Source organism: Pseudomonas sp. NBB, from assembly GCF_032701105.1.
Taxonomy (GTDB): Bacteria; Pseudomonadota; Gammaproteobacteria; order Pseudomonadales; family Pseudomonadaceae; genus Aquipseudomonas; species Aquipseudomonas asiatica.
Genome location: NZ_CP103994.1, coordinates 1153852 through 1167640, shown reverse-complemented (window position 1 = coordinate 1167640; position 13789 = coordinate 1153852). Strand labels below are relative to the sequence as shown.

General features: G+C 63.9%; 12 protein-coding genes. 1 reads left to right on the top strand and 11 read right to left on the bottom strand.

What is annotated here, in order from left to right:
• Position 1: 1 nt before the first annotated feature.
• The gene (gene pgl, locus NY023_RS05370; RefSeq protein ID WP_024086368.1) at positions 2–715 is read right to left on the bottom strand and encodes a 6-phosphogluconolactonase; all 714 of its coding nucleotides are present in this window, start codon (positions 713–715) and stop codon (positions 2–4) included.
• Positions 702–2171 (bottom strand): glucose-6-phosphate dehydrogenase, encoded by a 1470-nt coding sequence (gene zwf, locus NY023_RS05365; RefSeq protein ID WP_013971130.1) that lies wholly within the window; start codon positions 2169–2171, stop codon positions 702–704. Before zwf ends, pgl begins: the two co-directional genes overlap by 14 nt.
• A gap of 211 nt (positions 2172–2382) precedes the next feature.
• On the opposite strand from zwf, the gene hexR reads away from it, so the two are divergent.
• Positions 2383–3246 carry a DNA-binding transcriptional regulator HexR gene (hexR, locus tag NY023_RS05360; protein WP_169774905.1) on the top strand — a complete coding sequence of 288 codons (864 nt, stop codon included), beginning with the start codon at positions 2383–2385 and terminating at the stop codon, positions 3244–3246.
• Here hexR and NY023_RS05355 read toward each other — a convergent pair.
• From NY023_RS05355 to gltR, 9 genes are all read right to left on the bottom strand, one after another.
• Entirely contained in the window at positions 3239–4093 is an 855-nt protein-coding gene (locus tag NY023_RS05355) for a D-hexose-6-phosphate mutarotase (protein WP_013971129.1), read from the bottom strand. The genes hexR and NY023_RS05355 overlap by 8 nt on opposite strands.
• Positions 4094–4209: 116 nt before the next feature.
• On the bottom strand, positions 4210–5502 hold the full coding sequence (locus NY023_RS05350) for a carbohydrate porin (RefSeq protein ID WP_230397116.1): 1293 nt from the start codon (positions 5500–5502) through the stop codon (positions 4210–4212).
• 101 nt (positions 5503–5603) lie between these two features.
• Entirely contained in the window at positions 5604–6758 is a 1155-nt protein-coding gene (locus NY023_RS05345) for an ABC transporter ATP-binding protein (protein ID WP_013971127.1), read from the bottom strand.
• Between the two features lie 3 nt (positions 6759–6761).
• A complete protein-coding gene (locus NY023_RS05340; protein WP_003257967.1) occupies positions 6762–7607 on the bottom strand; it encodes a carbohydrate ABC transporter permease in 846 nt (281 codons plus the stop codon).
• Positions 7600–8508 carry a carbohydrate ABC transporter permease gene (locus tag NY023_RS05335; protein ID WP_013971125.1) on the bottom strand — a complete coding sequence of 303 codons (909 nt, stop codon included), beginning with the start codon at positions 8506–8508 and terminating at the stop codon, positions 7600–7602. The genes NY023_RS05340 and NY023_RS05335 overlap by 8 nt, the downstream gene beginning before the upstream one ends.
• Before the next feature lie 197 nt (positions 8509–8705).
• The gene (locus tag NY023_RS05330; RefSeq protein WP_038408913.1) at positions 8706–9992 is read right to left on the bottom strand and encodes an ABC transporter substrate-binding protein; all 1287 of its coding nucleotides are present in this window, start codon (positions 9990–9992) and stop codon (positions 8706–8708) included.
• Positions 9993–10096: 104 nt separating this feature from the next.
• On the bottom strand, positions 10097–11347 hold the full coding sequence (locus tag NY023_RS05325) for an AGE family epimerase/isomerase (protein WP_013971123.1): 1251 nt from the start codon (positions 11345–11347) through the stop codon (positions 10097–10099).
• 240 nt (positions 11348–11587) lie between these two features.
• Positions 11588–13042: an ATP-binding protein gene (locus NY023_RS05320; protein ID WP_023663606.1), complete on the bottom strand. Its 1455-nt coding sequence runs from the start codon at positions 13040–13042 to the stop codon at positions 11588–11590.
• Positions 13023–13748, bottom strand: a complete 726-nt coding sequence (gene gltR / locus NY023_RS05315; RefSeq protein ID WP_003257963.1) for a two-component system response regulator GltR — start codon at positions 13746–13748, stop codon at positions 13023–13025. Before gltR ends, NY023_RS05320 begins: the two co-directional genes overlap by 20 nt.
• Positions 13749–13789: the final 41 nt, after the last annotated feature.

The following is a 13789-nucleotide window of genomic DNA, read 5'->3' as shown; positions in this document are numbered from 1 at the left end:
CTCATGGGCACCAGTAGATGTCCAGGGGGGCGTGAAGAAAAGCGCGTATCGGCATTTCGGAAAGGTCGGTGCCAGCCAGCGCGGCGCGCAGGGTAGCGAGTTTGCCCTGCCCTTGTAGGGACAGCGCGGTAAAGGCGGAACTGGCCAGCAGCGAGCGGGTCATCGAAAGGCGCTGGCGCGGTACGCTCGGTGCCAGCAAAGGCAGGCAGCGGCGTGGGTTGGCCAGGTCGAGGCCTGCTTCCAGGTTGGGGCTGGCGGGGAACAGCGAAGCTGTATGGCCATCATCCCCCATGCCCAGCACCAGTACGTCAATTGGCGGCAGCTCGGCCAAGGCCTGATCGGCCTTGCCTGCAGCGGCATCAAGGTTCTCCGCCTGCTGGTAAAGACCAACGAAGCGGGCCTTGGCCGCCGCGCCCTTGAACAGGTGGCGCGCCAGCAGGCCGGCATTGCTGTCGGCATGCTCCACCGGCACCCAGCGCTCATCGGCCAGGCTGACGGTGACCTTGGCCCAGTCGAGGTTTTCGCTGGCCAGCTTCTCGAGAAACGGTACCGGGCTACGGCCGCCGGATAGCACCACGCAGGCCTGGCCCTTGGCGGCAATGGCTGCGCGCAGGCGCTCGGCCACGTCATGGGCCTGGGCTGCGGCCAGAGCCTTGGCATCCGCCAGCTCATGTACCGTCACAGTCGCTGGCAGTTTCAGTTCAGATATCCCCATACCACGCCCTCCCATCGCGTGTGATCAGTGCAATCGAGCTCATCGGCCCCCAGGAGCCTGCGGCGTACGGCTTGGGCGCATCGCCTGCGTTACGCCAGCCAGCAATCAGCTGGTCGCACCACTTCCAGGCATACTCGATTTCATCCTTGCGCACGAACAGGTTCTGGTTACCGCGCATCACTTCGAGCAACAGCCGCTCGTAGGCATCCGGGATCCTTGCACTGCGCCAGGTATCGGAGAAATTCAGCTGCAACGGGCCGCTGCGCAGTTGCATGCCTTTATCCAGGCCCTGCTCCTTGGTCATAACCCGTAAAGAAATGCCTTCGTCCGGTTGCAGGCGGATGATCAGCTTGTTACCGATTTGCAAACGCTGTTCCGGAGCGAAGATGTAGTGAGGCGTTTCCTTGAAGTGGATGACGATCTGCGACAGTTTCTGCGGCATGCGCTTGCCGGTACGCAGGTAGAACGGCACCCCCGACCAGCGCCAGTTGCGGATGTCGGCACGCAGTGCGACGAAGGTTTCGGTGTCGCTCTGGGCGTTGGCGTTGTCTTCTTCCAGGTAACCGGGCACAGGTTTGCCATCGCTGTAGCCGGCGATGTACTGGCCGCGCACCACACGGGTGCTCAGCCCTTCGCCGGTGATCGGTGCCAGGGCCTTGAGTACCTTGACCTTCTCGTCACGGATGGCGTCGGCCGACAGTTCGCTGGGCGGGTCCATGGCGATCAGGCACAGCAGCTGCAGCAGGTGGTTCTGGATCATGTCGCGCAGCTGGCCGGCCTTGTCGAAGTAGCCCCAGCGACCTTCGATACCGACCTTCTCGGCGACGGTGATCTCCACATGGGAGATGGAATTCTGGTTCCACTGGGTTTCGAACAGGCTGTTGGCGAAACGCAGGGCGATCAGGTTCTGCACTGTTTCCTTGCCCAGGTAGTGGTCGATGCGGTAGACCCGGCTCTCTGGGAAGAACCGAGCCACAGCATCATTGACCCGGCGCGACGACTCCAGGTCGTGGCCAATGGGCTTCTCCAGCACCACTCGGGTGCGTGCGGCCAGCCCGGCCTTGTCGAGGTTTTCGCAGATGGCCCCGTACACCGCCGCAGCGGTGGCGAAGTAGGCAATCAGCGGCAGCTCGTCCGGCAACTGCTCGGCCAGGGCCTGATAGCCCTCGGGCTGGAGGAAATCCAGGTGCTGGTAGCTCAGCCTGGCGAGGAAACGGCCCAGTGCGGCGGGCTCGATATCGGCCTCGGGCACATGCCGGCGCAGGTGCGCCTCGATGCTGTCCAGGTGGCCCTGCGCGCTACCGGCCTCGCGGGCCAGCGCCAGCAGGCGGGTTTCCGGGTGCAGCAGGTTGGCCCGGTCGAGCTGATAGAGGGCAGGAAACAGCTTGCGCAATGCCAGGTCGCCTAAGGCGCCAAACAGGGCAAAGGTGCAAGGTTCGACACTGATCGCAGCCATGATGTTGGTTCTTTCCTAAAGTTGGTCTAGGAATACCGCTTTCACATACGGTTTTCAAGGGATAATGTAGTAAAAACCACAACATTACACACAAGTGTTACAGACAAGTGGTACGTCAACCGCGCCGACAGTACGATAGACGACCGTGCAAAAAGCCTGCTGCTCCAACAGCCGGCTGTCTTCCCGACCCAAGGACACACCCATGGACCGCGTGCGAAACCTCCTGGAACAGATCCAGGGCCGCCTCGACGAGCTGAACAAGGCCGAACGCAAAGTCGCCGAAGTCATCCTGCTCAATCCGCAACAAGCCACCCGTTTCAGCATCGCTGCGCTGGCCCAGGCGGCCAAGGTCAGCGAACCGACCGTCAACCGCTTCTGCCGCTCGTTCGGCGTCAGCGGCTACCCCGAGCTCAAGCTGCAGCTTGCGCAGAGCCTGGCCAGCGGCGCCGCCTACGTCAGCCGCGCGGTGGAGGCTGACGATGACCCGGCAGCCTACACCCAGAAGATCTTCGCCAGTGCCATCGCCTCGCTCGACAGCGCCTGCCAGCAGCTCGACCCGCAACAGGTCAGCCGTGCCGTGGACATGATGATCCAGGCCCGGCAGATCCACTTCTTCGGCCTGGGCGCCTCGGCCCCGGTGGCGCTGGACGCCCAGCACAAGTTCTTCCGCTTCAACCTGGCAGTATCGGCCCACGCCGACGTGCTGATGCAGCGCATGCTGGCCTCGGTGGCGCACACCGGCGACCTGTTCGTGATCATCTCCTACACCGGGCGCACCCGCGAACTGGTCGAGGTGGCCCGCCTGGCCCGGGAAAACGGCGCCTCGGTACTGGGCCTGACCGCTGCCGGTTCGCCACTGGCCAATGCCTGCAGCCTGAGCCTGCACATTCCGCTGCCGGAAGACACCGACATCTACATGCCGATGACCTCGCGGATCATCCAGCTGACCGTGCTCGATGTGCTGGCCACCGGCATGACCCTGCGTCGCGGCGTGGACTTCCAGCCTCACCTGCGCAAGATCAAGGAAAGCCTCAACGCCAGCCGCTACCCGATCGAGGACGACGAGCTCAACTGAGCCGGTGTGCCTGCAGGCGCAGGTGTGCACGCTGCCCCGGCGCCAGGCTCAGGCCCTCGCCACTGCCGCTGGCGGCCTCGACACAGACGAAGCGCTGGCATTCACGCCCGGTCACGCCCATCAGCGGGCGGTTGCCCGGGTGCCACACCACCGTGTCGTCGCTGTCACCGGTATCGATGCACAGCTCGCGCTGCCAGGCCGGGTCCTGCAATTGCACCCGCGGCGTGCCGGGGTAGACCTTCTGGCAACCGCCCTTGAGCTTCAGCGCGCCATCTTCACGGCAGGCCTGGCGGTTCAGACGGTCGTAGCCTTCGATATCCTCCAGCCCGGACAGCGCTATCTCGGACACGTCACTGATGCGCCAGTAGGCCAGCAGGGCATGGCTCAGCTGACAGGGTTCGCTGTCCTGGTGCTCGGTGCTCAGGCTCAGCTCCATGCGGCTACCCAACCGGGCATGAAGGTCGACCTGCCAGTCGCACAGGTCCAGCCGCCATTTCAGGGTTACGCCCTCCTCGTCCTCACGGCTGTCCACCAGCTTCCAGTCGAGCAGGCGCGCCCAGCCATGGGCGGGCCACAAGTCCTCGCTGGGGTGGCGGCCATACCATGGCCAGCACACCGGCACGCCACCGCGGATCGCCCCCACCTGCGGCCACTGCTCGGCGCACCACAGCCAGGGCCGTTCACCCGCTGGTTGAAAATGCAGCAGTTGCGCACCCTGGCGGCTGAACACCGCCTGACAACGGGGATGGTCGATGATCAGCACATCGCGCTGCTGGTAACGCTCCCACTCGAATGTCGGCCGGGGCCGCTGCGAGGTGAAGAAGCGATGGAGCGGATGTTCGGGCATGGTTCAGAGCTCTTGTTGTTTGAGATAGCGCTGTCTCGGCCTATCCCCGACAACCACTGAAGACCAGTGGTTGCCGGGTACCGAAGTGGATTGGCGTAAATTTACAACAATTGCTCTCAGAATGACGACTGAATCTTCAACCCTGCGACCAGCGCGTTGTCCACCTCATCCACGCCGCCGGGGCTCTTGATGTACTGCAGGTTGGGCCGCACGGTCAGCCAGTTGGTGACGTGGAAGCCGTAGTAGAGCTCGGCGTTGTACTCGGTACGCTGCAGCGGCACGAAGCCTGGGTTGTCGTAATCGCTGATGCCGCTCTGGGCGTTGAGCAGTTCGGCGCGTTTCTTCACATCGTCATTCACATGAATGCGCGCCACGCCGAAGCCGATATCGTCCTTGGGCCGGGCGTCGAATGCGCCTTTGTAGACCAAGCCCAGTTGCTGATAGTTGTCGACGACGTTGGTGGCCTTGTCGTGCACGGTGAAGTTGGCGAACAGGCTCAGGCCACGGTTTACATCGCCGCCATGGGCAGTGACCTGCTGCTGTGCCACCACCCACCAGCCATGCTTGCTGGAGTGCGACTTGAAGGCCTCGCCCGTCAGCGCCTGCGGGTTGCCGTTGACGTCATCGAACACATCGTCGGCCTTGGCCGTGCTGTAGTAATAACCCAGGCGGTACTCGCCCGGCAGGCCATTGACCTTGGGTGACCACACCGCTTCCACCGGCAGGATCGCGCCTTTGGTGCCGCTGCCACTGAGCTTGAAGCCGTTGCCGGTTTCCAGGTTGGAAGGGTTCTGCTCGAAGGCACCGACCTGAACGAAGAATTCCGGAGTGATGTTGTATTTCACCCGCAGCGCCCACTGGCTGACCGGCCAGTTGTACCAAATGCCGCCAACCCAGTTGCCCACCTGCGAGCCGCAGAAGGCCAGGTTCTGGAAGTCGCAGGGGAAACTGTTGAAGTCCTCGCCCTCGCCGAAGCGGCCAAATTTGACGTCCAGTGCGCCGTCGAAGTACTTCTGCTTGACCCACATCTGGGTCAGGCGCCAGGTCTGGCCGCGGCCCCACACCTCCTGCACCGAGCTGAACTGCCCGGCGCGCGGGTCGCTGATGCGGTCGTTGGACAGGTTGCGGCCGCTGCGCTCGGTGATCGCCAGCTTGAACTCGGCGTCGTGCCAGCCAAAGATTTTCTGCAGGTCCAGGTGCGCGCCGAGGGCGAACTGGTCGCTGTAGCGCGCAGTCTTGTCGTCGTTGTATCCACCGTGCAGGTTACCGGCAACCTCGCCGACGTAATCGAGGGTGAAGTCATAGCCCTTTTCCAGCAACTCGGTGCGGGTGCCGCCCCAGTCGCCGGTCATCCACTTCGATTCGCTGGAGAAAGCTTCGGCAGCCTGAACGCTGCTGCCAACAGCCATCGCCAGTGGCGCGAGCAAGGCCAGCGAGCCCAATGTCCTGATGCGTTTGCGCTGTTCCATCCCTTTGCGTCCTCTTTTTCTTATTTGATGGTGTAGACGAGTTATCGGCCCTTGAAGTGCGCCACGTTGTCTTTCATGGTTGCAGCAGTGGTGGCCAGGTGCAGGCGCTCGCCGCTGGCGGCGTCGAACAGCAGCACCCGGGCTGGGTCGAATTGCAGGTTCAGGTTATCGCCGACCCGGCACGCCACATCCGGCGCCAGGCGGCAGCAGACCTTGGTCTGGTTGAGGGTGACGAATACCAGCAGGTCTGGCCCGGTGGGCTCGGTCACCTGCACCTCGGCGCGAATGCCGGGCAGGCCATTGCCCTCGGCTGCGCCCAGGGCAATCTGCTCGGGGCGGATGCCGAGGATCACCTCGCGGCCATCCATCTCGTCCGCGGCCATTCCCAAGGGCAGCTCGCAACGCGCCTGGCCGCTGTCGAGCACGGCCAGCAGGCGCCCGTCCTGTTGCGTGAGGCGCACCGGGATGAAATTCATCGGCGGCGAGCCGATGAAGCTGGCGACGAACTGGTTGGCCGGATCGTTGTAGATTTGCTGGGGGGTGCCGAACTGCTGGATGATGCCGTCCTTCATCACCGCCACCTTGTCGCCCAGGGTCATGGCCTCGATCTGGTCATGGGTGACGTACACGGTGGTGGTCTTCAGGCGCTGGTGCATCAGCTTCATTTCGGTGCGCATCTCGACGCGCAACTTGGCATCGAGGTTGGACAGCGGTTCATCGAACAGGTAGATCTTCGGCCGCCGTGCCAGCGCCCGGCCCATGGCCACGCGCTGTTGCTGGCCACCGGACAGCTGCGCCGGCTTGCGTGCCAGCAAGTGCTCGATCTGCAACAGCTTGGCCACCCTCGCCACTTCCTCGTCGATTGCAGCTTGCGGCAGCTTGCGGATCTTCAGGCCGAACTCGATGTTCTCGCGCACGCTCATGGTCGGGTACAGCGCGTAGGACTGAAACACCATGGCGATGTCGCGGTCCTTGGGGCTCATGCCGCTGACGTCCTGCTGGTCGATGAGTATCGCGCCGCCGGTGATCTGCTCCAGCCCGGCGATGCAGTTCATCAAGGTCGACTTGCCGCAGCCCGAGGGGCCGACCAGGATCAGGAACTCGCCATCCTTGATCGACAGCTGGATGTCCTTGAGGGTGTCCGGCAAACCGCTGCCGTAGGTCTTGTTCACATTGCGAAGTTCGAGCGTTGCCATGACTTACCCCTTTACCGCGCCAGCAGTCAGCCCGCGGACGAAATATTTGCCTGCCACCACGTAGACCAGCAGGGTTGGCAGGCCGGCGATCATCGCCGCCGCCATGTCGACGTTGTATTCCTTGGCCCCGGTGCTGGTATTGACCAGGTTGTTCAGGGCCACGGTAATCGGTTGCGAATCGCCGCTGGAGAACACCACGCCGAACAGGAAGTCGTTCCAGATCTGGGTGAACTGCCAGATCAGGCAGACCATGATGATCGGCGTGGACATCGGCAGGATGATGCGGCGGAAGATGGTGAAGAACCCGGCACCGTCCAGACGCGCGGCCTTGACCAGCGCATCGGGGATGCTTACGTAGAAGTTGCGGAAGAACAGCGTGGTGAAGGCCAGGCCGTAGACCACGTGTACCAGCACCAGGCCGGTCGTGGTGCTGGCCAGGCCGAGCTTGCCGAGGGTGAACGAGGCCGGCAGCAGTACAGTCTGGAACGGCAGGAAGCAGCCGAACAGCAGCAGGCCGAAGAACAGCTGCGAACCGCGGAAGCGCCACATCGACAGCACATAGCCGTTCAGCGCGCCGATGGCAGTGGAGATCAGCACCGCTGGCACGGTGATCATGATCGAATTCCAGAAGTAACCGCTGACCGTGCTCCAGGCCTTGACCCAACCGATGCCGGTAAATACTGCCGGCCAGCTCAGCAGGTTGCCGGTGCTGATGTCTTCCGGGGTCTTGAAGCTGGTCAGCAGCATCACCACCAGCGGTACCAGGTACAGCAGCACCGCCAGCAACAGCACGGCGTGGATGGCGATGCGGCTCGGGCTCAGCACCGCTTTGTCGAGAGGGCTATGCATGGCGTTTGCTCCGCAGCTCCGAGTACAGGTAAGGCACGAGGATCGCCAGGATCGCCCCGAGCATCAGGATGGCGCTGGCCGAGCCCATGCCCATCTGGCCGCGGCTGAAGGTGAACGAATACATGAACATCGCCGGCAGGTCGGACGAGTAGCCTGGGCCGCCGGCAGTCATGGCCGCCACCAGGTCGAAGCTCTTGATGGCAATGTGCGCGAGGATCATCAGCGAGCTGAAGAACACCGGGCGCAGACTGGGCAGTACCACGCGCCAGTAGATGCGCGGCAGGCTGGCGCCGTCGATCTGCGCGGCACGGATGATCGACGGGTCGACGCCACGCAGGCCGGCAAGGAACATTGCCATGATGAAACCCGAGGCCTGCCACACGGCGGCGATCACCAGGCAGTACACCACCCGGTCGGGATCGATCAGCCAGTCCAGGCGAAAGCCCTCCCAGCCCCAGTCACGCAGCAGCTTGTCCAGGCCCATGCCGGGGTTGAGCAGCCACTTCCAGGCGGTACCGGTGACGATCATCGACAGCGCCATGGGGTACAGGTAGATGGTGCGGATGAAACCTTCGCGACGGATGCGCTGGTCCAGCAAGACCGCCAGCACTACGCCGATGACCAGGCTGATGGCGATGAACAGGCCGCCGAACAGCAGCAGGTTCTTGCTTGCCACCCACCAGCGGTCGTTGTCGAACAGCCGGGCGTATTGCGCCAGGCCGGCCCATTTGTAGGTCGGCAGGAAGGTCGAGGTGGTGAAGGACAGAACGAAGGTCCAGAGGATGTAGCCGTAGAAGCCCACCAGGATGATGAACATACTAGGCGCCAGCACCAGCTTGGGCAGCCAGCGCTGTAGCGCGTCCAGGGGTGAGGCCCGCAGTTGGGCGGTTGCTGTGGTCATGGTTCACCTCAAAGGCACAACGGCCCGCTTTTGTGGGAGCGGCCTTGTGTCGCGAAAGGGCTGCGAAGCAGCCCCGGGGGCCTGATGAACGAAACTGTTCTGGAAGGACTGCGCTGCCTGGTTCTGGGACCGCTTTGCGGTCCTTTTCGCGACGCAAGGCCGCTCCCACAGTCAGGCTGCGTTAGCCTCCGAGCTGCTTACTGGGCAGCCTTGATCGCCGCCGCCAGCTTCTTCGCCGCATCGGCCGGTTCGGCCTTGGGGTCGTTGATGTAGTTGGTCACCACATCGAAGAACGCGCCCTGGACGGCCAGCGTGGTGGCCATGTTGTGCGCCATGCTCGGCTGCAGGCCGCCATTTTTGGCATCGGCCAGGAAGTCCTTGGCAGAGGTCTGCGCGCAGGCGTCGAAACCATACTTGCCCATGTCGGCCAGCATGTCGTTGCGCACCGGGATCGAGCCCTTGTTGCTGCTGAAGACCTTCTGGAAGTCCTCACCCAGCACCTTGCGGGCAATGTCCTGCTGGCCGGCAGACGTGCCGGCGTCGTTCTGCTTGAACACCACCAGCGAGTCGATGTTGTACAGGAAGGCCTTTTCGGTGCCGGGGAACGGCACGCACTGGTAGTCCTTGCCGGCGGTCTTCTTCGCCAGGGTCCATTCGCTCTTGGCCCAGTCGCCCATGATCTGCATGCCGGCCTTGCCGTTGATGACCTTGGCCGCTTCCAGGTTCCAGTCCTGGCCTTTGCCATCCGGGTCCATGTAGGTGGCGACCTTTTTCAGTTCGGTCAGCGCCTTGACCATCTGCGGGCCGGTCAGGGCCGTGCTGTCGAGATCGACCAGGGCCTTCTTGTAGCCATCGGCCCCCATCACCGCCAGCACCACGCTTTCGAACACGGTGCTGTCCTGCCACGGCTGGCCGCCATGGGCGAGCGGGATGAAGCCGGCGGCCTTGAGCTTGTCGGCGGCGGCGTAGAATTCGTCGAGGGTGGCTGGCGCCTTGTCGATCCCGGCCTTCTTGAAGACCTCGGGATTGATCCACAGCCAGTTGATGCGGTGGATGTTCACCGGCACGGCGACATAGTCACCGTCGTACTTGACGGTGTCCGCGACCTTCTTGTCGAGCAGTGAGTCCCACTTTTCTTCCTTGGCCACATTCTTGAGCACATCGGCGTCGAGCAGGCCGGTGGCAGCCCAGTCCTGGATGTCCGGGCCCTTGATCTGCGCGACACCCGGCGGGTTGCCGGCCACGGCGCGGCTCTTGAGCACGGTCATGGCGGTGGCACCACCACCACCGGCGACGGCGCCGTCCTTCCAGGTGAAGCCATCTTTTTCGACCTGGGCCTTGAGCACATCGACCGCCGCTTTTTCACCACCGGAGGTCCACCAGTGCACGACCTCGACACTGCCTTTGGCATCGGCAGCCAAGGCACTCAGCGGGAACAAGGAGGCCAGTGAGATTGCGGCAGCGAGACGGAGCGTGGAATTCATCGAAGCACCTTTCTTGTTGTTATGCCGTGCAAGTCGATCGCTTGCGTTGCATGAAGTCTAAACAGCGTGCTCGCCTCGCCAGGTAACGAAGCGATGCGTGAATGTCATCGTTTGGTTACATTGCCGGCAAAGCTGCAGGCCAGGCTGGGTGCCAGTGGCAAGCCCGGCAGCAGCAGCGCCTGATAGGCATGGTAGAGGTCGGGTTTGCCTGGCCAGATGGTCGCGGCCGGCTGGTTGTGCGCATCGAGTTCGTGGTGCCAGCTGCCAGCGCCATGGTCGATGAAATGGTTGGCGATGAAGTCCCAGCAACGGCGGTACCACTGTTCGTAGTGCCTGTCGCCCGTGCGCTGCAACAGTGCTGCTGCGGCGGCGCAGGCTTCGGCATGTACCCAATGCAGGCGTGCGCGCACCACCGGGCGATCGTCCCAGTCCAGGGTGTAGACGAAACCGGGCGCGCCATCGACGTTCCAGGCCTGCTGGCAGGCTGTGTCGAATAATGCGCAGGCGCAGTCTGGCAGCCACCGCGGGGCTTGCAGGCCGGACCGTTCCAGGCTGGCCTCCAGGTGCAGCAGCAACCGCGCCCACTCCAGGGCATGCCCGGGCGTGGAGCCATAAGGCCGGAAGTGGTCTGCCGGGTACGCCTGGTTGTAGTGCGGCAGCGGCTGCCAGAGGGCGTCGAAATGCTCGATGACCCGGTAGCCGTTGGCGGCGGCATGGGTATGGATGATGCGTTCGGCGATGCGCAAGGCACGTTGCAGCCACAGGTTGTCGCCAGTTACGTCTGCCAGGGCCAGGAAGGCCTCGACCGCATGCATGTTGCTGTTGGCACCACGGTACTGCTCGGGCAGCTGCCAGGCGCGGGAGAAGGCTTCCCGCAGGGCACCCTCCTCTTCGCTCCAGAAATGCGCTTCGAGCACCTGCACCGCGTCTGCCAGCAGGGCTGGTGCACCACCAGCACCTGCCATTACCGCCGAGCTGGCGGCCAGGGCGACAAAGGCATGCAGGTAAGCCGCCTTGCCGCTGTCGTCATGGCCACCGGGGTGGGCGAACCAGCCGCCGTAGGTGGCATCCTGCAGCGCGCCACGCAGTGCGGCCACGCCGTGTTCGGCATAGGCCAGGTAGCCGGGCACCCCTTGCAGGTGGGCCAGGGCAAAACAGTGGGTCATGCGGGTGGTGATCAGGGTTTCGGCGCGGGCACCGGGGGCAAGCAGGCCTGCGGCGTCGAGGCTACCGAAGCCATCGGGCAGTTTCGAAGCCGTGGCGAAGGCCAGCAGGCGTTGCCCTTCTGCCATGCGCCAGGCGTTGTGGGCCGGGGCGTCGAGCCAGCGGGTGGAAGCCAGGTTGGAGGTGCTCATGGGCCAGCTTGATCCTTGCCAGTCGTCTGCGAATTCTAGTGAGCGGGCCTGGATGGGAATGTCACCAAGGAGGGTGGGTTTGTCACCAGCCAGTGACATTTGTGTTGCCTGTGCCGGCCTCTTCGCGGGTAAACCCGCTCCTACAAGTTTTTGCGTTAGCCTCGGAGTCTGTATGGACCTGTGAGGTCTTTGTGGGAGCGGATTTACCCGCGAAGGGGCCGGTAGAGGCAATACAACCCTTCAGTCCATGCCCCGCGGCAGATACAAGGTCACCCGCAACCCGCCCTCACGCAGGTTCAGCAAGCTCACCTCCCCGCCATGGCTATGGGCAATGTTGCGCGCAATCCCCAACCCCAGCCCGTACCCCTGCTGCTTCCCGGCCAGACGGAAGTGCGGCTCGAACACCTGCTCCAGCTGCTGCTGCGGCACCCCCGGCCCCTGGTCATCCACCTGCAGGACAAACCCCTCGGCATTGTCGATGATGCGCAACCGTGCCCGCTCGCCGTACTTGATGGCATTGTCGATCAGGTTGCCGATGCAGCGCCGCAACGCCAGCGGCTTGCCCGGGTACGGCGCCAGCGCCCGGCCTTCGAGCGTTATGCGGCCATCGCCCAGGTAAGGCTCGGCCAGGATTTCCAGCACCTGGTTGAGATCGACCGGCTCGATGTTCTCGTGGATGTCGGTGTCCTTCACGCACTGCAACGCGCCTTTGACCAGCAGTTCCAGCTCGTCCAGATCCTGGCTGAACTTGGCCTGCAGGCGCTCGTCCTCCAGCAGCTCGACGCGCAGGCGCAAGCGGGTGATCGGTGTGCGCAGGTCGTGGGAAATGGCGCTGAACAGCTGGCTGCGCTCGGTCAGGTATCGGCTGATGCGCTCGCGCATGCTGTTGAACGCACGCCCCACCTCGACCACCTCGCTGCCACCGCCTTCGGCCACCGGCGCTACATCGGCGCCCAGCGACATCTCCCGCGCAGCCCGCGCCAGGCGCTTGAGCGGCCAGCTTTGCCAGTGCACCAGCAAGCCGATGAACAACAGCAGCAAGGCCGTGGTCAGCACGATGAAGCCGATCTGTTGACGCGGCAGGCGCTCGGCCTCCAGGCTGGTGTAGGGTTCGGGCAGCAGCGAGGCGATGTACAGCCACTCACCCTCGCCCAGGCGGATCTGGGTTACCAGCACCGGCGGGTTGAGTGGCTCCAGGGTCAGCGAGTAATGCGCCCAGGACCGTGGCAGTTCGTCGAGCTTCAGCCCGCTGTTGAAGATACGCAGGTCGTCCGGCCCCACGAACTCCACGGAAATTTCCATCTGCGAACCCAGGCGCTCATGCAGCACTTGCTGGAACACATCGATCACCGCCTGCTTGCGTGGGGTAACGGGCAGTAGCGGCATGTCCAGCGGCTTGGCGTTGAGGGACACGAAAAAGCGCGTGCCGCCCATGCTGCGCAGCTGATCGAGGACCATCGGCCGGTAGGCCACCGGCAACGAGCGGAAGTAGCTGACGCTGGCACTCATCGAATGAGCCAGGCTGCTGGCGCTTGCACGCAGGCCCTGCAACTGGCTGGCGCGCAATTGGGCAACCCAGATGATGCTCGACAACCCCTGGGCCAGCAGCACTACCAGCAGGGTCAGCAGCAACATGCGCCCCAGTAGCGAACGCGGCAGCAGACGCCAGCGCCGCTCAGGGCGCATTGCAGACATGGGCAGCCAACAGGTAACCGCTGCCGCGTACGGTGCGGATCAGCCGGGGTGGTTTGTCGGTATCGCGCAGGCGCTGGCGCAGGCGGCTGACCGCCATGTCGACGATGCGGTCCAGCGGCATCGGCTCGCGACCACGGGTGGCGTTGCCGATGGTGTCGCGGTCGAGGATCTGCTGTGGGTGGTCGAGGAACAGCTTGAGCAGGGCGAAGTCGGCGCCGGAGAGAATCACTTCCTCACCGTCGCGATGGAACAGGCGGTGGCTGACCGTGTCCAGGCGCCAGTCGTCGAAGGCCAGCACCGCACTGCCCGGCGCCGCCTGGCCGAACTCGGCGCGGCGCAGCAGGGCCTTGATCCGCGCTTGCAGTTCGCGGGGGCTGAATGGCTTGCCCAGGTAGTCGTCGGCGCCCAGCTCCAGGCCGATGACCCGGTCGGTTTCGTCGGAGCTGGCGGTGAGCATGATGATCGGTACCCGTGCCTGTCGCGGGTGCTGGCGTACCCAGCGGCACAAGCTGAAGCCGTCTTCGTCGGGCAGCATGACATCGAGGATGACCAGGTCGCAGGGGGTGGTTTCCAGCGCGCGGCGAAAGCCCTTTCCGTCGGCTTCGGCATGCACCTGGAAGCCGGAGCGGCTCAGGTAGGTTTGCAGCAGTTCGCGGATTTCCTGGTCGTCGTCGACCATCAGGATTGATTTGCCGGCAGTGCTCAAGGTGGTCCGTCCTTTTGTTAGTTACAGGTCTTTGTTGCCTG